The sequence below is a fragment of the Maribacter corallii genome (assembly GCF_047345415.1).
GTDB lineage: Bacteria > Bacteroidota > Bacteroidia > Flavobacteriales > Flavobacteriaceae > Maribacter_C.
On sequence record NZ_JBLFEP010000002.1, the window covers coordinates 455,156 to 477,092 of the forward strand.

At 40.0% G+C, this 21,937-nt stretch carries 23 protein-coding genes and 1 tRNA gene; 9 read left to right on the forward strand and 15 right to left on the reverse strand.

Annotated elements, in window-relative coordinates:
• Nucleotides 1-84: 84 nt before the first annotated feature.
• The 10 genes from ACKWCA_RS07230 to ACKWCA_RS07275 form a co-directional block, all read right to left on the reverse strand.
• Nucleotides 85-2,166: an amidohydrolase family protein gene (locus tag ACKWCA_RS07230; protein WP_413977501.1), complete on the reverse strand. Its 2,082-nt coding sequence runs from the start codon at nucleotides 2,164-2,166 to the stop codon at nucleotides 85-87.
• Between the two features lie 175 nt (nucleotides 2,167-2,341).
• Nucleotides 2,342-3,064: a DUF4097 family beta strand repeat-containing protein gene (locus ACKWCA_RS07235; protein ID WP_413977502.1), complete on the reverse strand. Its 723-nt coding sequence runs from the start codon at nucleotides 3,062-3,064 to the stop codon at nucleotides 2,342-2,344.
• Nucleotides 3,065-3,165: 101 nt separating this feature from the next.
• Nucleotides 3,166-3,918 carry a DUF4097 family beta strand repeat-containing protein gene (locus tag ACKWCA_RS07240; RefSeq protein ID WP_413977503.1) on the reverse strand — a complete coding sequence of 251 codons (753 nt, stop codon included), beginning with the start codon at nucleotides 3,916-3,918 and terminating at the stop codon, nucleotides 3,166-3,168.
• A gap of 62 nt (nucleotides 3,919-3,980) precedes the next feature.
• Nucleotides 3,981-4,778 carry a HEAT repeat domain-containing protein gene (locus tag ACKWCA_RS07245; RefSeq protein ID WP_413977504.1) on the reverse strand — a complete coding sequence of 266 codons (798 nt, stop codon included), beginning with the start codon at nucleotides 4,776-4,778 and terminating at the stop codon, nucleotides 3,981-3,983.
• Between the two features lies 1 nt (nucleotide 4,779).
• Nucleotides 4,780-5,301 (reverse strand): RNA polymerase sigma factor, encoded by a 522-nt coding sequence (locus ACKWCA_RS07250; protein ID WP_413977505.1) that lies wholly within the window; start codon nucleotides 5,299-5,301, stop codon nucleotides 4,780-4,782.
• 124 nt (nucleotides 5,302-5,425) lie between these two features.
• On the reverse strand, nucleotides 5,426-6,958 hold the full coding sequence (locus ACKWCA_RS07255; RefSeq protein ID WP_413977506.1) for a carboxypeptidase-like regulatory domain-containing protein: 1,533 nt from the start codon (nucleotides 6,956-6,958) through the stop codon (nucleotides 5,426-5,428).
• Between the two features lie 149 nt (nucleotides 6,959-7,107).
• Nucleotides 7,108-7,257 carry a hypothetical protein gene (locus ACKWCA_RS07260; protein ID WP_413977507.1) on the reverse strand — a complete coding sequence of 50 codons (150 nt, stop codon included), beginning with the start codon at nucleotides 7,255-7,257 and terminating at the stop codon, nucleotides 7,108-7,110.
• A gap of 3 nt (nucleotides 7,258-7,260) precedes the next feature.
• Nucleotides 7,261-9,498, reverse strand: a complete 2,238-nt coding sequence (gene feoB, locus ACKWCA_RS07265; RefSeq protein WP_413977508.1) for a ferrous iron transport protein B — start codon at nucleotides 9,496-9,498, stop codon at nucleotides 7,261-7,263.
• A complete protein-coding gene (locus ACKWCA_RS07270; protein ID WP_413977509.1) occupies nucleotides 9,495-9,740 on the reverse strand; it encodes a FeoA family protein in 246 nt (81 codons plus the stop codon). The genes feoB and ACKWCA_RS07270 overlap by 4 nt, the downstream gene beginning before the upstream one ends.
• A 78-nt stretch (nucleotides 9,741-9,818) precedes the next feature.
• Entirely contained in the window at nucleotides 9,819-10,487 is a 669-nt protein-coding gene (locus ACKWCA_RS07275) for an SCO family protein (RefSeq protein ID WP_413977510.1), read from the reverse strand.
• Nucleotides 10,488-10,645: 158 nt separating this feature from the next.
• Between ACKWCA_RS07275 and rseP the strand changes: the two genes are divergently transcribed.
• The 4 genes from rseP (at nucleotide 10,646) to ACKWCA_RS07295 (ending at nucleotide 12,865) form a co-directional block, all read left to right on the forward strand.
• Nucleotides 10,646-11,962: an RIP metalloprotease RseP gene (gene rseP / locus ACKWCA_RS07280; RefSeq protein WP_413977511.1), complete on the forward strand. Its 1,317-nt coding sequence runs from the start codon at nucleotides 10,646-10,648 to the stop codon at nucleotides 11,960-11,962.
• A 90-nt stretch (nucleotides 11,963-12,052) separates the two neighbouring features.
• Nucleotides 12,053-12,126: transfer RNA gene (locus tag ACKWCA_RS07285), tRNA-Asn, on the forward strand.
• A gap of 226 nt (nucleotides 12,127-12,352) precedes the next feature.
• A complete protein-coding gene (locus tag ACKWCA_RS07290; protein ID WP_413977512.1) occupies nucleotides 12,353-12,622 on the forward strand; it encodes a helix-turn-helix domain-containing protein in 270 nt (89 codons plus the stop codon).
• Between the two features lie 3 nt (nucleotides 12,623-12,625).
• Complete coding sequence (locus ACKWCA_RS07295) at nucleotides 12,626-12,865, forward strand: hypothetical protein (RefSeq protein ID WP_413977513.1); 240 nt, start codon at nucleotides 12,626-12,628, stop codon at nucleotides 12,863-12,865.
• A 443-nt stretch (nucleotides 12,866-13,308) separates the two neighbouring features.
• Here ACKWCA_RS07295 and ACKWCA_RS07300 read toward each other — a convergent pair whose 3' ends face one another.
• A complete protein-coding gene (locus tag ACKWCA_RS07300; protein ID WP_413977514.1) occupies nucleotides 13,309-13,452 on the reverse strand; it encodes a hypothetical protein in 144 nt (47 codons plus the stop codon).
• Between the two features lie 40 nt (nucleotides 13,453-13,492).
• Nucleotides 13,493-14,110 carry a fasciclin domain-containing protein gene (locus ACKWCA_RS07305; RefSeq protein WP_413977515.1) on the reverse strand — a complete coding sequence of 206 codons (618 nt, stop codon included), beginning with the start codon at nucleotides 14,108-14,110 and terminating at the stop codon, nucleotides 13,493-13,495.
• Between the two features lie 394 nt (nucleotides 14,111-14,504).
• Here ACKWCA_RS07305 and ACKWCA_RS07310 point away from each other — a divergent pair, with 394 nt between their 5' ends.
• On the forward strand, nucleotides 14,505-15,017 hold the full coding sequence (locus tag ACKWCA_RS07310; RefSeq protein WP_413977516.1) for a pyridoxamine 5'-phosphate oxidase family protein: 513 nt from the start codon (nucleotides 14,505-14,507) through the stop codon (nucleotides 15,015-15,017).
• Between the two features lie 4 nt (nucleotides 15,018-15,021).
• Nucleotides 15,022-16,545 (forward strand): GH3 family acyl-acid amido synthetase, encoded by a 1,524-nt coding sequence (locus tag ACKWCA_RS07315; RefSeq protein WP_413977517.1) that lies wholly within the window; start codon nucleotides 15,022-15,024, stop codon nucleotides 16,543-16,545.
• A 2-nt stretch (nucleotides 16,546-16,547) separates the two neighbouring features.
• Here ACKWCA_RS07315 and ACKWCA_RS07320 read toward each other — a convergent pair whose 3' ends face one another.
• Together ACKWCA_RS07320 and cls are read right to left on the reverse strand one after the other, a co-directional pair.
• Nucleotides 16,548-17,117 carry a hypothetical protein gene (locus ACKWCA_RS07320; RefSeq protein WP_413977518.1) on the reverse strand — a complete coding sequence of 190 codons (570 nt, stop codon included), beginning with the start codon at nucleotides 17,115-17,117 and terminating at the stop codon, nucleotides 16,548-16,550.
• Nucleotides 17,118-17,172: 55 nt separating this feature from the next.
• A complete protein-coding gene (gene cls, locus ACKWCA_RS07325; protein WP_413977519.1) occupies nucleotides 17,173-18,594 on the reverse strand; it encodes a cardiolipin synthase in 1,422 nt (473 codons plus the stop codon).
• 140 nt (nucleotides 18,595-18,734) lie between these two features.
• On the opposite strand from cls, the gene ACKWCA_RS07330 reads away from it, so the two are divergent.
• Nucleotides 18,735-19,151: an arsenate reductase family protein gene (locus ACKWCA_RS07330; protein ID WP_413977520.1), complete on the forward strand. Its 417-nt coding sequence runs from the start codon at nucleotides 18,735-18,737 to the stop codon at nucleotides 19,149-19,151.
• A 27-nt stretch (nucleotides 19,152-19,178) separates the two neighbouring features.
• The gene (locus tag ACKWCA_RS07335; RefSeq protein WP_413977521.1) at nucleotides 19,179-20,642 is read left to right on the forward strand and encodes a DUF748 domain-containing protein; all 1,464 of its coding nucleotides are present in this window, start codon (nucleotides 19,179-19,181) and stop codon (nucleotides 20,640-20,642) included.
• Nucleotides 20,643-20,689: 47 nt separating this feature from the next.
• On the opposite strand, the gene ACKWCA_RS07340 is transcribed toward ACKWCA_RS07335, so the two are convergent.
• Nucleotides 20,690-21,070 (reverse strand): hypothetical protein, encoded by a 381-nt coding sequence (locus tag ACKWCA_RS07340; RefSeq protein WP_413977522.1) that lies wholly within the window; start codon nucleotides 21,068-21,070, stop codon nucleotides 20,690-20,692.
• A gap of 277 nt (nucleotides 21,071-21,347) precedes the next feature.
• On the opposite strand from ACKWCA_RS07340, the gene ACKWCA_RS07345 reads away from it, so the two are divergent.
• A complete protein-coding gene (locus tag ACKWCA_RS07345) occupies nucleotides 21,348-21,839 on the forward strand; it encodes a Dps family protein (RefSeq protein WP_413977523.1) in 492 nt (163 codons plus the stop codon).
• Nucleotides 21,840-21,937: the final 98 nt, after the last annotated feature.

Sequence of the window (21,937 nt, forward strand, 5' to 3'; positions counted from 1 at the left end):
TGATTGATGTGACTTAAAGACTATGAAAATTTGAAGTAGTTACACTAAAACGTCCCTTTTTTTGTTTGGGCCGTTTTTTATTGGCTATTGGGCAATCAGCTTTTTCAATTGTGCCTTACCGTAGTTGTTTTCAGGATTTAACGCGATCGATTTTCTATAGTTTTTGATGGCCGATTTTTTCTGTCCTACCGACATATACCCCTCTCCTAAGCTATCGTACACATTCCATGATTCTGGAAAGAGTTTGACATTCAACTCAAAAAAGGCAATGGCCTCCAGGGGCTTGTCCAATCGTAGCAATAGATACCCTACACTATTGATTTCGTTTTCGTCGATGACATATTTTTCGTCGGTTTTAATGGTTTCGACGTATTCCTTGGCCTTTGGAATGCCTTCTTCTAGCATCTTGATGAGCACTGCTAAGGATCCGTTTTTTGTGGCTTCCGAAGAATAGGCTGCTGCAAATTCGTAAAACTCGATCGCTTTATCGTATTCCTTTTTGTTGATGAGCGCATAGGTGCCGTTCGTTAGGATATTTTCATCCATCGAGACCTTTCTTTCAGGAAAATGCTGTTGGAACAAGCGCAATACCGTTTGGGCCTCGTCGATTCTACCATCACCTGAAAAGGTGTGGACTACTTTTTCAAGTTCATCGGCATTTAAAGGTTCGTACCGCTCACTTTCTTTTTCTTTTTTGAACCAGGTCAATCCTTTCTTCGGACCTTGGTCGACTAAAATGTCCTGTAAACTATAGGCTAGTGATTTTTTTAGGGAAAATACTTTACCTCCCTTGATTATGGTCTTGTTGGAAAGCAGGTTTTCGGGCGTATCGAATGGATTTTTTTCAAAGAGCAGCATATCCGCTTTTTTACCTACTTCGATGGAGCCATAGTCTGCCTGTAAGTTCATGGCCTCGTATCCGTTGCGTGTGGCTATTTGCAGAATGTCTTCCATGGAGATTCCCGCTTCATGAAACAGAAGTAATTCGTGCAGCATGGCCTTCCCGCCATAGCGGCAATCCGTTCCCACACGTAGTTGAACACCTTTGTCATGCGCTTTTTTCACATAAAGCATCATGTAGTCGAATGCTTCGTTCAATTGCTTTTGCTGGGCTGCTGAATACGAGACCATGGGCGTTCTTCTAATCGGGAAGTATTCAAAGGATGTAAAAAAATCGGTCCTGCCAGCGGCAGATGCCAAGACATTGAGTGCCGTGCTCAGGGTTGCCCCTTTTGCGGCCATTCGGTCAAACAGTGCCATGAGTTTCGTCTCAAATTCAGGATGCTCCTTGATGTAACTGAAAAAGAAGGTCATATGGGCGGCAAACTCGTCGATGCTCGGAGACATCTGAATGCCATAGGCTGCATTCATGGCTTTCCAATGTTCATCATAATCAAGAATGCTCGGGGTAACCGTAAAAAAGTGTTCAAAGTTCCGTACCCCCATATCCATGGCTTCGTCAATGGTCATCACATTGTTATCGGTATGCGTATTGATCGTGATATCGTGTTTTTTGGCCTCATCGACCATGGCCTCAAAATCAGGCTTCTCAAGCTTTCGATATAATTTCATGTGTTTCAATCCCTTTTTGGCGTACTCCCGCACCTTTTTTCGACCATCTTCGGGGTTCATCACTTCTATATGATGTTGCGGTTGTCGATAGCTGGCGTCGGAAACGATTGACCCGCCACATATAAATAGATTGGGATATTCTGGTGAAGGGTGTTGCTGCCAGTTCAGTGTGACGTCGATCCAGGCTTCGGGTTGGCCCATATCGATAATCGTGGTAACACCGTGAGCCAAATACATCCGTGTCATCAAACCCCTCGCCAAGTCGGATTTGTCTTCAGTAATGGTCTTCGGGGCGGAATGACCGCTACTCGTATAGTTTTGCATTAAGTGGGTATGGGTATCGATGAGACCTGGCGTCATTAATCGATTATCGCCGTTAATGGTTTCTTTTGCGGAGTAGGAATCCGTTGCATCAACAATGGCCGCAATGGTATCGGCGTTAATAAGTACCGTTCTATTTTCATGAACGGTTTTGTTTTTGCTGTCGAACAAGCGCACATTTTGTATGGCCAGATCATAGGTTGTCGTTGTACAGCCCGTAAGGCTCAATACAAGGCATAGAATACCTATAGCCACGATTCTTTGATTTTTCATGAGACTGTTGTTGAGGCGCTAAAAAGTGATATACGAGGTCCTATTGAGCCTGTCGAGGTACACTGTCATACCTACAACCGACTATCGGTTTCGACAAGCCTAACCTGACATCTTGGTGCTCGACTTTTTTAGACTACCTAGGGTTAGAATTTCTTTAAAAGCTGTTTCGGAAGGTTTACAACCTCAGATACATGTTACCGTTGATGGTATTCAGCCGAATTCGATTGGATGCCTTGCCCAAGGAACCACTTATTTTCTGCCCCACATGCCGATCCGTTGAATTGAATTTGAGTTTTGCATCGGCGTAGATATCCCCATGAATCGTTTCGGCGACTACGTCTGCATCTTGCATTCTTAGGTCTATTTCACCATTGATCGTACTTAATTCAAGGTCTCCAGCATATGTTGCGATTTCAATATTGCCATTGATGAGGTCCGCTTCGAAATTCCCTTCGATGACTTCTGATTTTAAATCGCCATTGATACTGCTTATTTTGAATCTGGCGTTTTTTGGTACATAGAGTACATAGTTGAATTCGGTCAAATTACCGGTGTTATAGCAATATCTTTTTCTATCCGGATTGTTTTTAAGACAATCTTCGCGATAGGCTTCAAAAACCGGTTCCGCCTTTGATTCAATACGGATTAGATTTGAGTTTGTGGTAAAATCGATTTTGTGCAAATCTTGAAATTTTGAATCTTCGGTAAAAATACTTGCCTTGAAGTATACACTATTTTTTTCCCAGGTCTTGACTTCAATATGGCTTGCAAATTTCACATCCAAATCGATAAACTGATTGTTGTATTTCAGGTCTTCTTCAACTATTTTCTGTGCGTTTACCGTAAGGCTGATGAGGCACAGGGTGAAGGCTAATGCGATGGTTTTAAACTGTTTCATTTTGACTGTTTTTAAAGGTCGTGAAGGGTCCATCAATGATGATTCCATGGAAACCGGAACGTCATCAGATACATTTCACGACCGTTCGTTTGATGATTTTTTTAATTTTTTCTCAGATAGATATTCCCGTTGGTGGATTTCAATTTGATATTGACTCCGCCCCCGTTGACTTGACCATTGAACTTACTACTGCCGAAAGATTTCAGGCCTTCTTTCTCAGGGCGTTTCAAATCAAAATTGGTATAGAGATCCCCGTTCCAAGAGCTTAATTCTAAATTTGCCGGAGTACTTCCGGGAAGTGTAACGTCGATTTCCCCATTCGTAGTTCGAATTACAACTGGAGAGTCTTGGTCGATTTTATCAAACGCCACTCGAACACTCTCATTCAAGGCATAAGCGGTTATAGGGCCTGAGACATTCACCAGGGATAGGCCACCGTTAAGATTGGCATTGGCCTCTACCTCACCAGTGAATCCTTCAATATAGATATCACCATCCCAAGAATTCGTGGCCGAAACGTTCTGCGACTTGGGAAGGTAGATTTCTGCACCGCCAGATTTGCGTACGCTTTCAACAATAAGATCGCTCCCGGTCTGCACTACATTAAAACCTACATCCGTATTGTCTTCGCCACCTACACCCACAAGTTTGAGTCCCTTGGCTTTTGAAGGCAGGGGTTTTAAGCCCTTGGCTTTGATCAATATTTCGTTTTTGTCGTGGGTTTTTATGATGATTTCGGATCTTGACTTGATTTTGACCCATTCGATGCCATCGAGGGATTTACTGTAATCCGATTGTGCTTGTAAATTTGCGGTGAATACGCAAATAATGATACATACTATTAATTTCTTCATGATTTTCGTTTTTTGATGCTGCTACCCTGCCTGCCGGCATGCAGGGTCGTTCAGCATGGATTTTATATAATTGTTGTTAATATTGATTCGATCTGTTCTTTTACGAAAGGCTGTGTTTCCTCGTTTTTTAATAGCTCCCTCATAGGGGTGGCCGCTTTTTTCTCTTGGATGTCTCCCAATGTTTGAATGATCATAATTTGAATACCGGGATCCTTTTCGGTTTTCAAAGCCTCGATAAATGCGTCTTTTACGGTTTCAGAGCTGGTATATTTAGCTAGCACTTCAACCGCCGCCGCCCTTACGTTGGTATTTTCATCAAGAAGCATACGATCCGTCAAGGCCTTTACTATTGGCGCATCTGGTTGCTTCAAGTCCTCCACGTAATTGACACCTTGAATACGCCTGCTTGCTGATTTGTTCTCTAGTAACGACAGCATTGCCGTTTGTTTGAATACCATCTTTTCGTTTGTCAGTTGTGCAATTTCAGCTTTGTTGTCTTGTGATTGTTGCTGTTTTCCGAAAAAGTAAGCACCGAACAATAAGACCACGCTGGCCGCAATTTTCAAAAGATCGTTTGTCCAAGTATTCTTGCTTTTTACGTGTGCACGGTCTATGGAGACTACTTGGGTCTCACCCTGTTTTTCAAGCTCTAGTTGCTCCAGAAATTTGAGCTGTACATTAGGCGAGGGTTCAAGCTGTTCTTCATTTTCGAAAGCCTTGAATAGTGCTTTGTACTCTTTCAACTCCTGGGTACAAGAAGCGCAGTTCTTGATATGTGACTCGAACTTCTCTTTTTGAACTGTGTCCAAAAGATTGTCCAAGTAATCCGGAATGAGTGCTATGATATGGTTCTTTTCCATTTTAATTTGATTCAATGTAAATGGTCTTTAATTTTTTTAAGGCTCTACTGACCTTGGTTTTCACTGCTCCGGGCGTACTGCCAACGATTTGGGCGAGTTCCTCATATTTGATTTCCTGAAATCGATTCAAAATAACCAACTCTCGATCCGAAGGGTCCAATTTATTTATGGCCAAGTGCAAATCGGAATAGTCTTCTTTTTCCTCTTCCTGAATGACCAACTTATAATCGATCGTATCCAAGTCCTCATAATTCTTCGAGACTCTTCTGAAATGGGTATTCATACTGTTTCTCGCTATAGTGAACAGCCATGAAATAAATTTTCCGTTATTATATGAACTTCTATACTTCATCAATTTGTAAAAGACCTCTTGTGTCAAGTCTTCGCTAAGCATTTTATCGCCGCACATTTTGTGTAAAAAGTTAAAGACATGTTTGTGGTGTCTATTAAATAGGATCTTAAGTATGTCTAAGTTTCCTTGGGCCACCTTTGCCATTAAAATTTCATCGGTCAACTGTTCCAAAAGTGTTTTTTTAGTTGGTCTTCATTGCTATATAGTTCTGAAATTACAAAAGGTTACACCACGGGATAAAAAAAATCGCATCAATGTGAGTTGATGCGATGAAATCTTTAATGGAATAGGGGGGTTATTCTTCTGCTTCCCCGATGGAGGTAAATGTTTTGATCGCTTGATTCGGTTCAATAATATCGTGTCCCTTCCAAAACTCAGGGTTGTAGTTGGGCATATAGGTTGGAAGCACATCGTTTTTCTCCGTGAACGCATCGTACTGGGCATTGCTAATAGGGGTTTCATCGAAGACCACCAATTCATATCTGTTGCGATTGCCAAATGCGGCATCGACTTTGAGCGAGAGCTCGTTCTGTTTTCTACGTCCTTTTACATTCTTGTTTTTCTCGATTATTTTTAGCGGCCTACGGAATCCGGCTTGAAGCCCTTTGTTAATGTCATAGTAGCTCAAGTGATATTTTAGGTCGTCACCCTTGGAGAAAATGATTTTACCTTTTGCCAAGTATTCTTTGAGAGACACACCCAACAGACTAAAATCGCGCAAAAGCTTTACATTTTCAAAATCCATTCGAATCAGGGCGAAATCGTCGGAATTGATATAAAGCTTTCCTTTATAATCCTCAGATCTTTTAGGAGTAAAACGGATGACATATACCGCAGCATCACCCAAATAGGTAAAATCTTCAAGCTCGAGGTCGTACCTGCCTGGCTTAAAGAGCACGTTATAGTCGGTGTCTTCGAACACGGGCAAGTTTTTATATAGGTTACCCATGGTTTCCCGTTTGTACTTGGCAAAGAACTTTTTTCGGTCTTCCTTACTTTTTTTCTCCTCTTCCAATTTCTCGTTCAATGCGGCTACATCCGATGAGTCTACTTCTTTCTCGAACATTTCATCCGCATCGACTTTGGTGCCGAACAAGCCTGATTTGATCTTGAAATACGAATCTGTTTTTACATTTTCCTTCATGATCTTATTGAACTTTTCTTCAAGTACCTCAAAATCAAGTTCGAGACTCTTGTCGTACAGTTCGGACGCTTTGATCAAGTCAAGCTTTTGTTCGTCGCTATCGCTTCCGCCGTATAGATCCCCGAGCGATTCATTGTACACGGTGTTGTTTTTTGGGATCTGGCTGATGAGGTTATCGATGAAGGTCTTGTCAAATGCGTCTATGGTCGATTTCTTCAGTTTATAATCCGACTTCAAGATCTGATTGCTATAGGTTTCCCTTAAAAACACACGCTTTTTGGCCAGATCGAGGTTATAGTTCCTGAGGATATTTTCCTCTACCAATTCAACAATTTCCCGGGGAGTATAGTTCTTGTTGGTAACGATAACCGGATTCAAATCAATAGGCTTTGAGGCCAGTGCGATCTGTTTTTCTGTGAACTGTTGCAATGGCTTGGCTATGGATGCGTAACCGATGCACGAAATGAACAATGAATCGGTCGGTTGGATCGATTTGTTCAATTGAAAGGTAAACCGACCTTCTTCGTTGGTGATGACCCCTTTATTTTTCAGCTGCACGGTAACATACGGAATGGGTTTTAGCGTGGCCGAATCAACAATGACCGAAGTAATTGTTTGGGCGTAAGTGTTCTGAATGGAATAAAGGAAAAAAAATAGAACGACTTTAAGAACGATTCTTGGCATGAATACGATATAGTGGTTTTCAAAACAAAAAAAGGAATAGCATTTTAACCGAGCACTTGGTTTTACTTTTCGTTAAGAGCGATTTATTGTTTTTTTAACGTGTTTTGTATTGTAGACGGGAAATTAGGGCGTGGCGTTGCCTGATACGATTAAAGGCAACCACAATCATCTTGACCGCAGGCTTTGGTCTTGACCTTTTTGCCCGACAACACGGTTTTGGGGAGCAAGAATTTCCTCACCAGATAGCCGACAGCGATTGCGAGGGTGGCATATACTAGAAGTTGTTGAAGGATCTCCATGGATTATTTAATGATTTGATACGCAATAAGAGCTACAATATAGGCAAAAACACTCATGAATACTAGTTGGGTCAGCGGCCATTTCCAAGAATTGGTCTCCCGCTTGACAATGGCCAAAGTGCTCGCACACTGCATGGCAAAGGCATAGAACAACAACAGTGAAATTCCCGAAGCGAGATTGAACAATGGTTTTTTGGTACTCTCGTTGATTTCCGCGGCCATCCGGTTCTTAATGGTGTCTTGCTCGTCACTACCGACACTGTATATGGTCGCCAAGGTACCTACAAAGACCTCTCGCGCAGCAAAAGAGGTGAGCACGGCAATGCCGATTTTCCAATCGTAGCCCAAAGGTTTCACCAAGGGCTCTATGGCTTTTCCAGCATAACCGATATACGAATGTTCTAGCTTATAGCTCGCGATTTCCTGTTCTACCAGTCGATTGTAAAGTGCCCCGTTCTTGGTGGTCAATGAGTCGCGTATTGCCGCTATATTGGCAACGGTACTTTGTTGCAAGGCCTCCTCCTTTAGGGTGAATTTGTATTCTTCTACTTTTTGATCGATGTACCCCTCACTAAAGGTGGAAAACCCTTGAGCCTGGATCCGTGATTTGACAATTTCATCGGCATTGTTAAAATCATCGGAGAACCCATTGGATCCCAAGAACCAAAGAATGATCGAAATCGCCAAAATAATCTTACCTGCCCCAAAGACAAAACTCTTGGTCTTTTCCCAAACAGTATAGGCTACATTTTTGAATAGTGGCAATTTGTAGTTGGGCATTTCGACCACAAAGAACGAGCGACTTCTGATCTTGAGTATCTTGTTCAATACCATGGCCGACAAAATAGCCGCCCCGAAACCGATAAGATAGAGCAGCATGAGGGTCAGTGCTTGATAGCTTAATCCTAAAAACCTTCCTTCCGGAATCACAAGTGCGATGATAATCAAATACACTGGCAAGCGCGCGGAACATGTTGTAAAAGGAGTTACTAGAATCGTGATGAGGCGTTCTTTCCAATTTTCGATATTTCGCGTAGCCATTACCGCAGGTATGGCACAAGCGGTACCCGAAATCAAGGGAACTACACTTTTTCCGCTCAATCCGAAAGGACGCATCAGGCGATCCATCAAAAAGACCACACGGCTCATATAGCCCGACTCTTCAAGAAGCGCTATAAAAAAGAAGAGAAAGGCTATCTGTGGAATAAAGATGACGATTCCACCGATACCTGCTAAAATTCCTTCGGCAATCAAATCGGTAAAAGCCCCTTCGGGAAGTGTATTCTTTACCCACTCGCTTGCAGAGGCGAAAAATGCGTCAATGGCCTCCATGGGGTACTCGCTCCAATCGTAAATGGCCTGAAAAATAGTCAACAGGATCATCCCAAAGATTACGTACCCAAATACCTTGTGTGTCAATACCTTGTCCAGATTGGCGCGAAATCCCTTGGCAGCGTTCGCATCGACCTTGTAGGTTTCCTTTAGAATGCCATTGATGAACTGGTACCTTAAAATAGTTTCTTTTTGTTGTAGACGCTTCAGTTCTGATTTTGACTTCGTATCGAAAGAAGCACGGTCTTTTATCAACGCCTTTTCAATCGGCATGAAATTGACGTCTTGCGTAATCACGAGCCAAAGCTTATAAAGGTCTTCATTCGGAAAGGTCTTCCTCAACTGCTCAAAGTAGGGCGGGTCGATTACCGTAGTATCGACATTCGGTTTTGAGGAGAGGCTCTTATAGTCCATGATAAGCTCCTTGAGGTGGTCGATACCCATCCCTTTTCTGGTGCTTATCAATGCAATTTTGGTATTCAGTTTTTCCTGTAGGGTCTCTATATCCAAGGAGATGCCCTTGCGTGACATGCGATCGGCCATATTGATGACCAAAATCGCGGGAATCTTGAGGTCCTTGATCTGGGTGAACAAGAGCAGGTTCCTTTTCAGGTTTTCAACATCTGAGATGACCAGGGCCACATCGGGGTGGTCTTTGTCCTTTTTGTTCAGAAGCAATTCAACCGCAACACTCTCATCAAGGGAAGTCGTATTTAGGCTGTAGGTGCCGGGCAAATCAAGAATATGGGCTTTGACCCCGCGCGGTAGTTTGCAAATACCTTCCTTCTTTTCAACGGTTATCCCTGGGTAGTTCCCTACTTTCTGGTTCAAACCGGTAAGCTGGTTGAATACGGAGGTTTTTCCGGTATTGGGGTTGCCAATGAGCGCTACATTGATTTGTTTGCTCATAAGGCGCTGGCTTCTTCAATGATTTCAAGCCCTATATGTACCGCGGTAGACTTTCGAATAGCGATGTGCGAACCATTGATGTTCACATAAATGGGGTCTTTCAGCGGCGCAATTTGAATCAGCTCGACCTCGTTTCCAGGAAGGCAGCCAAGCTCCAATAACTTAATGGGCAAGAGGTCATCGGCGAATTCCTTGATAATACCTTTCTGCCCGTATTTTAAATCCGCGACTGTTACCTCCAATTTTTATTTAGATTGATTTTAAGTAAGGGCAAAAATAAAGGAAAATATGCGAAACACAAGCGGTTATATCCAAAAGTTTTATTCGGAATAGGAAGCCTTTAATACCTCGAGGTCGTTTAACAATTGTTCCATATCCTCCGTTTTGGTTCCGTCATAAAAGCCTCGAATACGCCTTTCTTTATCGACCAAGATGAAATTTTCGGTATGGATCATATCGTATGGCCCTCCGTCTCCATCGGTTTTTACGGCTAGGTATGATTTTCGGGCCAACTCGTAGATTTGCTTTTTATCGCCGGTCACCAGATTCCACTTGGCATCGTCGACCCCTTTTTCCAGGGCATATTTTTTCAGTTGTGCCACCGAATCGATATTTGGCGTAACCGAGTGTGATAACAGTAAGACCTCATCGCCGATCTTATCTTGTATCGAGGCCATATTCATGGTCATAATGGGGCAAATTGTCGGACAGGTCGTAAAAAAGAAGTCCGCAATATAAATTTTTCCTTCGTACGTTTTCTGGGTAATGGTCTGACCGTTCTGGTTGGTCAGTGAAAAATCGCCGATGGTATGGTATTTTCTGATATATTGAAGGGTGCTGTCCACCAATTCAGGATTCACCATGGAAGGTTGGTAGATGGCTAACTTCTTCTGGGGCTGGAGCGCATTGTAGAATAGATAAATAATAACGACGGACAAGCAAAAAAGAACGATGAAAAAGAGCTTGTATTTAGCGAAAAAGGCGCGCATTTATTTTTTTTCAAAGATACGACGCCCTCGGGAAGTGTTCAAATATGATGCGTGTGGCGGTGCCAAATCTTTCTTAAAATTCGATACCTATCGGAGTTTCTTTTCATAAGACCCTGTAAAGGTGTATTTTTGTGCGTTTAATTTTAGAATACACTTTAATGACTATTGCTATTCAGATTGCTCAATTCGTATTAATCATCTCGATCTTGGTGATTCTGCACGAGTTTGGTCATTTTCTTCCCGCCAAATGGTTTAAGATAAAAGTTGAGAAATTTTACCTGTTTTTCGATTGGAAGTTCTCTTTGTTCAAAAAGAAAATCGGTGAGACCGAATGGGGTATCGGTTGGTTGCCTCTGGGGGGCTATGTCAAGATTGCCGGTATGATCGACGAGAGTATGGATACCGAGCAAATGAAACAAGAACCCAAAGAATGGGAGTTTCGTAGTAAGCCCACATGGCAGCGTTTGATCGTTATGGTCGGCGGGGTTACGGTCAACTTCTTTTTGGCCTGGATCATTTATTCGATGCTGCTCTTCAACAACGGGGACACCTATATACCATCTGACAATTTGAAGTACGGTATACAAGTTGATTCCGTAGGAGAGCGACTTGGGTTGAAGTCAGGGGATCAGATTATTTCGGTGGATGGTAAACCCACCAAAAAGTTTACGGATGCGCAACTACGTATCTTATTAGGTGATGAGGTAACGGTAAAAAGAGATGGAAGGGAATTATCGATACCCATATCCGATGAAGGAAAGAAACTAATTTTCGAAACCCAAGGGAAAGCCTTCTTGGGCTATCGCACTAAATCGGTATTGGACGAAGTTGTGGTCGATTCGGAAGCCGATAAAGCCGGACTTAAAATAGGTGATGAACTGATTGAAGTAGAAGGCAAAAGTGTTTCGTACTGGTCAGAGTTTATGGATGTCATCGAGGCTTCTCGGGGAAGTGACCTGAATTTAAAGATCAATAGAAACGGCGCGACCAAAGAAATGCAATTGAACATCCCTAAAGAAGGTATTGTAGGGGTGCGCCCGTATTCGGAAGATTTACTCGTTACGGATAATTACGGGTTTTTAGCGGCGATACCCGCTGGTTTTTCAAGAACCATTCAAGTATTGACCGACCAGATCATGCAGTTTAAGGTCGTCTTCAATACCAAGACAGGGGCCTATAAGCAGGTAAAAGGGCCGATTGGAATTGTAGAAATGATGCCCGAACGTTGGAATTGGACCTTTTTCTGGGGCTTTATGGCGATGTTCTCCGTGTGGTTGGCCTTTATTAACATCTTGCCCATACCGGCGCTTGATGGTGGACATGTGATGTTCTTATTGTACGAAATGATTACAGGAAGGCCACCTAGTGAAAAAGTGCTGGAAACCGGCCAAATCATCGGTTTTGTGTTTCTTATGGGACTTATGGCCGTAATCTTTGGGAATGATATCTGGAATATTATCAAAAGATTTCTGTAGGTACTGAAAATCGCGTTTTATTTTGTTTGCGGTATTTTAAAAAACGATTATATTTGCACCCGCTTTAAGGAATTAAAGTGGTATACACACTCCTCCTTAGCTCAGTTGGTTAGAGCATCTGACTGTTAATCAGAGGGTCCTTGGTTCGAGCCCAAGAGGGGGAGCTTTAAAATCAGGCAGTTACATTCAAATGTAGCTGCCTTTTTTATTTAATGGCGTGCTTTTGGCGTGCTTTTTTTAACTCTTATTTATTTGAAATATCTTTTCGTTCGAGCACAAATCTCAGATTGCCGCAGACTTTATAACGAATTAAAATGTGGATAGTCGAAATTATGTAAGCCGCACATTGAAAAAACATAATTTTCTTCATGAATATTGACCCTAAGAATCATGGAAGTCGTATGTCTACAAGAAGAAGCATTCTATGCCTTATTTGATAAAGTGGTAGAATACGTGGAGTCGAAACGAAAGTACATACCCGCAAAATGGATCGATGCTCAAGAAGCCATGATTTTACTCAATATTAAATCAACCACTACTTTACAGAAACTAAGGGACAAAGGAAAAATCAGGTTCTCCCAACCCCAAAAGAAAATTATTCTTTATGACCGAGATTCTATTATTGAATATATCGAAAGACATGCCCGAGAAAAATTCTAAAAAATGGAGGAAAATTTAATAGTTGATGAAAAATTTAAGAGGGCATTCAATCTGGGCTATGAAGTGGCCAAAGAACTAGATATAAAAACGCCCATTTTCCAAAACGAAGGCTCTGACATTACTTTAAAAAGTCCGATACAAGCCGGAATGTTTCAATTTGTTCAGGAAAAGCAAACCGTTTTGAAAAGAAAGTCAATTAAAAAGATTTTCAGAAAAAATAAGGGCAAGGGCTTAACGCCTTAACCAAATCTTTCTTATTGAGGTTAGCTCCAATTTTATGCTTTTTGCAACTAAATCAACACTTGACTCTTCAACCACTCAAAAGCCGTTTCTTGATAATAGCTAATCTTAAGTCTTAACAAAGCTTCTATATTTCCCGTAAAATTCAGGTCATTTTCTTTTTCCATAACGTCTAATAAGTATTCCTTTTCGGTTGGCGGTTTTCCAACCGAAAAAGCCAAGTATTCATTGAAACAGTGAATGTAGCTGGAAGGTCCAAGTTCATGTTTAAACGTGATTAGTCGTGGTCAAATAACTGAATTTACTTTAATAGGGATTCCATTGTATTACTTTTCAGCCTCGCCATCTGGTGCGCCCACAAAACTACTAATCTAACTATAAACCATAAAAAAAAGCCTTTCAAATGTTCTTGAAAGACTTTATTGTATTGTTCAGGAATCGAACAGTTATTTCTTATTCTGTTGTTCTCTGATAGTATCCTCATCAATATCGAATTTATTAGTATCGATATTGGTATTCCCGGTAGGGTTTGTTGGATTACTTTGTTCTACTTTTCTCTTAAACTTTCTTTTGTCTTCAAATACTCCCATGAGTTTTAATTTTTAAGGTTATCAATAAATTTCTAATTAATTATTGAGCAAGTAATACGGCATTGATGCCGTGTACTACTCCGTTCTCAGCTTCTTGGTCGGGTTTTGTTATTTTCGATTGAAATCCTATCTCATCAGTTATATACACCTCGTTGTTTTCGATAGTCAAGGCTATATACCCACCGTTGAGGGTTTTTAACCGCAGTATATTTTCATTCAGTTTTATAGTTGATACTATATTTTCGAAATCATACTCATCTTTTACTACTATGTGATATTGTAGCAATTGTCTCATTTCCTTTCTTCCGTCGGGTGTTTTTAAATGAGCGAACTTAGTTTCCGTAATTCGGTTAAATGCCTCGTTGGTTGGCGCGAAGATGGTAACATCCTCTAAGTTGTCGAGCTTGTCAATCATGTCTGCAGATTTCAGCGCCTTGTAAAAGGTGTCGTAATCTGTATTTCCTTCTAAAACTCCCAAAACAGAGCGCAAGTCATTTAGGGTCATATCGGGGGCTAATTCCGATAATTCTTCACTTGCAATGGGTGTTTTATCTTCAATATCGACGGTTGCATAATTCTTTTTTGAATCTCCACAAGCGCTATTTAGTATTATACTGATTAAAAGCCCTGCCCATATCTTATTTCTTTTTTTCATCATCTTATTTTTTATGATTTTCAACTATGGCAATTTAACTGAATGGTACACATCCACTTGATGCAATCCATTACAATTTTACCGCAAAGGCATATGGATAGCCGTTATAGGGAAGAAAAGGGAATGAAGACAAAAAGAATCCGTAGCAAGGTGATAGAACCTATAAGTTGGTGAGAACGAAATTTTCCTTGGCAATACTGATTTGTATTCAAGCCAATGAAGAATATTTCGTCTAAAGACGGTTTTGCGTCAATCCTTTTTTGAGTTAAAAATGACCTTAATACGGTCAAGAAGGTATTCGGGTTATTTAGAAATTGTTATTTGAAGATTTTTTATTTGACCAGCACATGAAAGAACTTCTGAAATAGAATAATAACAAAAACATAGAATTAATAACATGAAAGCAACAGACTATACAAAAGACAAAGATGGACTTCAAAAAATGAGAAGCTTATTAGCGAATACGAGAGTTTTTATGATGGCGACTAATTTAGATAAAATTCCATTTTCGGTTTGCCCGATGACCCTTCAAGATATGGATGAGCAAGGCGACCTTTGGTTTTTCACTCCTAGAGATAGCGACCATTTTAGAGCTATCGAAGAAGATAATAGAGTTCAATTGATAATTTCCAACGAACAAGAACAAACGTACCTTTCGATTTACGGTAATGCAACGCATATAGTTGATGATGAAAAACTAAATCAATTATGGAACCCTATGTTGAAAGCTTGGTTCAATGGTAAAAATGACCCCAATTTAGCGTTGTTGAATATTAATATGGAGAGTGCGTATTTTTGGAACAATGATGAAAATAATATGGTATCCCTATACCACTTAATACAAGCAGCTCGTACGGGCAATAAATCCGAGATGGGAGAAAAGGGTCATGTAAATCTACAAAATCACTAAGTAAATGGCCATTTTAGGAAATATTATTAAAGGAGTAATTCACGCTACGGACATTATTTCCTTAGACTTTGATGCACCCAAAGAACAACAAGGTGTGCTTCGAGATTTAATGACTGAAGCTAAACAAACGGAATTCGGAAAGCATTATAATTTTGAAAAAATCTTAGAATCGAATCAGATGGAAAAAGACTTTCGAGAGAAAGTCCCTTTTTTTGATTATCATCGACTTACGGAGGAGTGGTGGCATAAAGTTCAAAAAGGGAAAAAAAATATTACCTGGCCGGGAAGTCCCGATTATTTCGCACTAAGTTCGGGTACAACGGGTACGACCAGTAAACGTATTCCCGTAACCGATAGTATGGTAAAGTCAATTCGTAAGGCGGGGATACAACAGGTTTTTGCCTTACGTAATTTTGACCTGCCTGCAAATTTTTTTGAAAAAGAGATTCTGATGCTAGGTAGTTCTACAGATTTGGAAACCAACAACGAAGCCTTGGAAGGAGAAATCAGCGGTATCAGCGCAAACAACATTCCATTTTGGTTTCAGAACTATTATAAACCGGGTAAAGAAATCGCACAAATTGATAATTGGGACGAACGCGTGCAAAGAATCGCGGAGAAAGCTCCCAATTGGGATATAGGAGCGTTGAGCGGAATCCCTTCTTGGATGGAATTGATGCTGCAAAAAGTTATTGAGTATCATGACTTGGACCATATCCACGAAATCTGGCCGAATCTTCAGGTCTATACTTCTGGAGGGGTCGCCTTTGGCCCCTATGAGAAAAGTTTCAATGCTTTGCTCGGTAAACCTATAACTATTATTGACACCTATTTAGCTTCCGAGGGGTTTATTGCCTTTCAACAACGACCGGAAACCGATGCGATGAAACTCGTGACCGATAACGGAATTTATTTCGAGTTTGTTCCTTTTAAACCAGAATACATCCAACAAGATGGGTCGTTAAATCAAGATGCTCCATCGCTAAACATTTCAGAGGTTGAACTGAACCAGGATTATGTTCTGGTTATTAGCACGGTTGCTGGTGCATGGCGCTATTTGATTGGCGATACCATTGAATTTACAAATATTGAAAAAGCCGAAATCAAGATTACCGGGCGCACCAAATTTTTCTTGAACACAGTCGGTTCGCAATTATCCGTCAACAAGCTTAATGACGCTGTACAGTATTTAGAGGAGAAGTTTGATATTCAAATTCCTGAATATACACTTTCCGCTAACCGCATTGAAAATGACTTCTACCATTGCTGGTATTTGGGTACTGAATCGAACATCGATACAAAAGACTTAGCAAATTCGTTGGATGATTTTCTAAAGGATGCCAATAAGAATTATAAGGTGGCACGCTCCAAAGCCTTAGAAGGTGTAAAGGTTGATGTAGTCAAACCTAGCGTTTTTCATGAGTGGAATGGACATAATAAAAAGAAAGGTGGGCAGGTAAAGATGGAACGTGTTATGGGCGAAGAAAAATTTGCGGAATGGGAAGATTTCGTGCAAGCACAATCATAGTGTTATAGCTTCATAAAGTCAGTTTCGCTTTCCCTATCTTTGACCATTGTCATAATCTCATCAGGGGAGAGATAATATTTTTTGATACGCTGTTTATAGCTTTCTGAGATATTCGCTTCGTCTAGAATGAATCGCTTTGTCTTCAAAATATAATCCTCCATTCCTGCGGTAACCGCATACGAATCCGCAGCACGCTCCACTTCTTTTATGTAACTATCTGAAAAGGTGTATTTTATACCGAACCAAAATAGGTTTAGACCGCTGCGGTTTCGATAATCCATGATATGGCCCAGTTCATGGCCGAACCATCCTATTAAAATATCCTTATCAATATCTTTGGTTTTGAATTCCTTTCCCGAAATTTTGAAATTCTTACTGACAAGCACAAGGTACTTTCTATTTTTTTTTGACTTGAACAAGCTCCAGAAAGTGGGCCTTGCCTGCATGGTTGATTTTTTGATGTTCTTCTTAAAACGGAATTCAATATTGGTTTCTTTTAGCTCAGGATAGTAGCTAAAAGCGGTTTCGGCTTCTTTTCTAATGGCATCAGGGATAGTATGTTGTGCATTCATTGTTGCGATTTGCATAGAAAATATGAGAGTTACTATTAATTTCATTTTATTATTATTAGAGTAATGGACTAAAGAATTTGGCTAAACCTTCAAGCAAGCGCTGCCATGTAGGTCTATTTTTAAAAGTTTCGTAATCTAGACGGTTACAGCCTTCACAAATACGGTCAAATTCATATTGAATTTGGGCCGTGAGTTCTTCGTCGTACAAAAGGGCATTGGTTTCAAAATTGTGTTCAAAGCTGCGATAATCGAAATTGCCAGAGCCAATTGAGGAAACCTCCCCATCGATTAAAATCATCTTACTATGTGAAAAGTCAGGTCGCAGATAGATAGTGACCCCCACCTCTAGAAGCTGTTCGAACCGAGAAAACATGCTGTATTTAGCGGTGTTGGAATCAGACTCTTCAGGAATCAAAAGATTGATTTCAATCCCACTTTGTGCAGCTATTTTCAAGGCCTGCATAACAGCGGTTCCAGGAATAAAATAAGGATTAGCGATGCAAATACATTTTTCCGCTGAGTGAATCATACCGATATATTGTTGCATAATTGCGGGTTGTATCGAGTCAGGTCCTGCTGCTACAATTTGAACTGTTTTAGTACCCTGCGCAGAGATTTCGGGAAAATACTTTTCTTTAAGTAGCAATTCTTCCTTACCTGCAAAATGATAATCCTTGACAAAAACCCGATGCAGGCTACTAACTACTGGACCTTCCAGTTTTACGTGCAGGTCTTCCCAAATACCTAAATCAGATATGGGCTCAATATATTTATCGGAAACGTTCACTCCACCCGTAAAACCAACATCACCATCTATGACGATTATCTTTCTGTGATTTCTATAATTCAGAGTAAAAAGTAGGTTTCCAAAACGAATAGGCATCATAGGGTAGGCTCTTACTCCGATGTCTCGAAACCGTCTGATGGTTTTGCCACGAAAAGAAAAACTTCCAAAAGAATCATAAATCAGACGTACTTCTACACCTTGTGCAATCTTATCTTTAAAAATGGAATAGAAGCGTTCTGTCAAATCCCCTTCTGAAAAAATATAATATTGTAGATGAATAAACTTTTCAGCTTTCTCTAAAGCTTCAAAAATACTGTCAAAAGTTTCTTGACCACCGTTTAGTACTTTGACCTTATTGCCTTCATAGGGTGCTAGCAGGGTACTGGTTTGAATCAATTGAGCCAGTTTTTGCTTCTTGATAGAATCGAGTCCCACCTTGTTATCGAGTTCTTTCAGATTTTTGTACTTCTCATCGTATAACTTTCTATTTTCCGTTTGTCTCAATCTGAAAAACTTGAATTTTCTCCGATTTACTCCGAATAAATAATAGAGCAACGAACCGGCAAATGGCAGCAGGATTACGGCCAGCAACCAACTCAAAGATTTTGTAGGGCGGCTGCCGTGTAAAATAATGCTGATGATGCTCCAAAGGGTAACGCCGGCATAAAGAATCCATAAAAAAGTGCTCATTGGTTCATAGGTTATTGGAATAACAAGATAGGTATAAGAGGCTTTTACATGACCTTAACGGTTGGTTCGGGGTACAAATCGATTGGATTGCGCTAATCATCTTCCCTTTTGAGAAATATCTTGGTCTAAAACAAAATAGTATGGGAGTAATAGCTAAGGACGACAGAAAAATCACGATTTATTATCATTCAGGAACCTCAATTGGGGAGCAGACTCATGCCTATGTCAATGCATCGGAGAAAAAACTTCTGGCCGTTGATATCTCACAAACCAATGTAACCGGAACACAATGGGCGGAGTTGGCCGAAGGTTTGAACAAGAATATTTCAGACCTAATCAATCAAGACCATCCTGATTTTGAAAAGATATTCGGAGATGACACGGTCAAGATGGAAGAACATGACTGGTTGAAAATCTTGGAAAAAGAACCACAACTTTTAGAATTCCCAATTGTAATTGACGGAAATGATTATTTACAACTGATAAGTGCCTCGGAATTCAAAAAATACATCGAACCGGATAGTGCTGGCATCAAAAAACCGTACAATAAAAATTAAAATAATTCCGATACTTGACCTTTCCTCATGAAAATAAGCACCGCATTCAGAAGTAAAAACTTTCGTTGGAGAGTCTTCGGAATCGTATTTGCCTTGGTGCTTTTCTTTTTTGCGGTTCAGGTCTATGTAGAACATCGAATCGAAGTCAGTATTGCAGACAAACTGCCAGAACATGTCCTATTAGACTATGCCGATTTAGATGTCAACCTATTTCTGGGAAATCTCAGTTTTCAGGATGCAAACCTTCTATTATTACATAAAGATTCTAAGAAAACCAAAGCAAAAATTGAAACCAAAGCATTTGAAATAAATGGTTTGGATTATGTGACCCTTTGGAATAAGAAAAGTTTTCTTTCTGAGAAAGTGTTACTTAAAAACGGGAAATTATCGGTTTTCAAAAAATATTCGGATAGCCTTGAATTCTCAGTATCAAACATCGCCTTGGAGCTGGACTCTTTTCAAACGGATGCACTTCAGCTTAAGAAAAAGATACCTTTTAACTATGGCGTCATCAAGTTGTCACTTAACGATTTGTTTTTGAATTTGAGCCAATTCGAGATTCTAAAAATAAAAAAACTAACGCTTGATAAAGAGGCTTTGCGAGCTGACGTACTTTCCATAGTTTCCAAATTTAGCAAAACCGAGCTTTCAAAAAAATTGAGTGCGGAGCGTGACCATGTTAACCTGAATGTATCAAATATGACGGGTATTGCTGCCGGTTTAGAGGTTGTAAACGATAGTCTTCAAATTCATGCGGAAGAGTTGAAATTGGAGGATGTTGAGTTATTGTTGTACCGCGATAAGACGCTGGCAGATGATACTTCTACAAAAAGAATGTATGGTGGCTTATTGCGGAAACTACCTATTAGATTGAATGTCGATTCGGTGTTGATAGAAAACGGACGGGTTTCCTACGCCGAGAAGGTTGGGCATACTATAAAACCTAGCTCCATTTTGTTCGATAAATTAAACGCTAGCATATTAAATCTTTCAAATATCAATTTGGGCACTACAAAGCTTAAGGCAACTGCAAATCTTATGGGAGTTGCACCAATTGAACTGAAGTCAAGTTTTCAATCACGTAACGCAGGCACGGTATTTCAAGCCTCTGTGGTATTAAAAGATTTGGAGACCACGGCCATTAATCCGTTTATGGAATCAAATGCCAATGTAAGGGTAGACGGACATGTTAATGAGCTCTATTTGACAGTCAATGGAAATGAAATGAAATCTTCAGGAGACATGAAAATGAAATATGAAAATTTCAAATTTTCCGTTTTGGACAAAGACCGTTTAGGTATCAACAAGACCTTGACCGCTATCGTAAATATTTTTACCAATGACGGTTCAAAGACCGATGAAAAAGGTTACCGTTACGGTAAAATCGAAGTAGAACGTGACCATACAAAATCATTCTTCAATTATTTATGGCTGAACGCAAAGGACGGACTAAAGAATACGGTGGTCGGAAACGGAAAAAAAGAAGACTAAAGCGGAATATTTCAATTTCCTTAGAATCGCTTTAAGCCTTTGATACTTTATGAACGCGTGAGCTTGTCTTCCACTATAGTAATTCTAATCGTATTTTCGCCTACATTTTCTAAATCGTGAATCGCTTCTTCCTTACAACTACGGAAATACGTATCTCCCCTTTCGAAACGGAGCAAATCTACCGCACCATTTACATTTCTTGATAATACAAGGCCATCAGTAAGACAATTACAACTATAAGTATTGACGTGCCTTCGAAAAGGTAGTCGCTCTTTGGGTTCTAGAACGATCCGCCATAATTTCATTTCTTCATTTTCATAAAGTGCTTGTCCAATATTAGGGCTGAAAAGTTCTTTTTCTATTTCTTCCAAAGTTACAGGACTCCAACAGTCGAAATTTCCTTTAGGATTTATTTGTGTCAATATCATTCGCTATACAACTTGTTTCAAAAATTAAAAATCAAATTGAAAAAGAGATAATTCTTTATTCCTTAAATCAAAAGTGGTACGGCTGGTTTTTTAAGGCGACAAAATTGATGCTTTTTAACGAGTATAAATGTTAAAAGTCTTACAAAATTTTGTGAGTATGTGTAGATTTCGAGTCCATTCTCACAAAATTTTTTAAGAGCAATCAAAAATTGTTTAGCGTCAATCGACATTGTAGTAGCGACCTATATTGCAGTAATAAATAAAAAAAAAGATATTCATGGAGACGACACAAGCAAAAATAGGTATCAAAAAAGATAATCGAGAAGCAGTATCGAAAATGCTCAAGCAACTGCTCGGTGATGAATTTGTTCTTTATACAAAGTATCGAAATGCGCATTGGAATGTTGAAGGCATTGACTTTCATAGCAAGCATATTTTCTTTGAAGAAGAATACGGTAAATTAGAAAAGACCATAGACGAAGTAGCGGAACGTATCAGGATGTTAGGGATTTATTCTCCAGGCACGATGGAGCAATTTTTAGAACTTTCAGAACTTAGCGAAAATGGGCCTGAACAAAATGATAGTTCAAGTTTTATGAAGGTACTGCTAGAAGACCATCAAACCGTGATTAAATTTATTAGAAAAAGTATTGGCGATAATGCTGAAGCGCATAACGATGAGGGCACAGCAGATTTCATTACGGCAATTATGCAGATGCATGAGCAAATGGCTTGGATGCTGCGGTCGTCTATAAAGACTTTTTCTTAAGACCTTTAAAATTGATATGAAAGAAGTAAACGGCAAGAATTAATTCTTGTCGTTTTTTAATTTGAAATAAGAAGTTATGCAAAAACTAATGAAGAAAT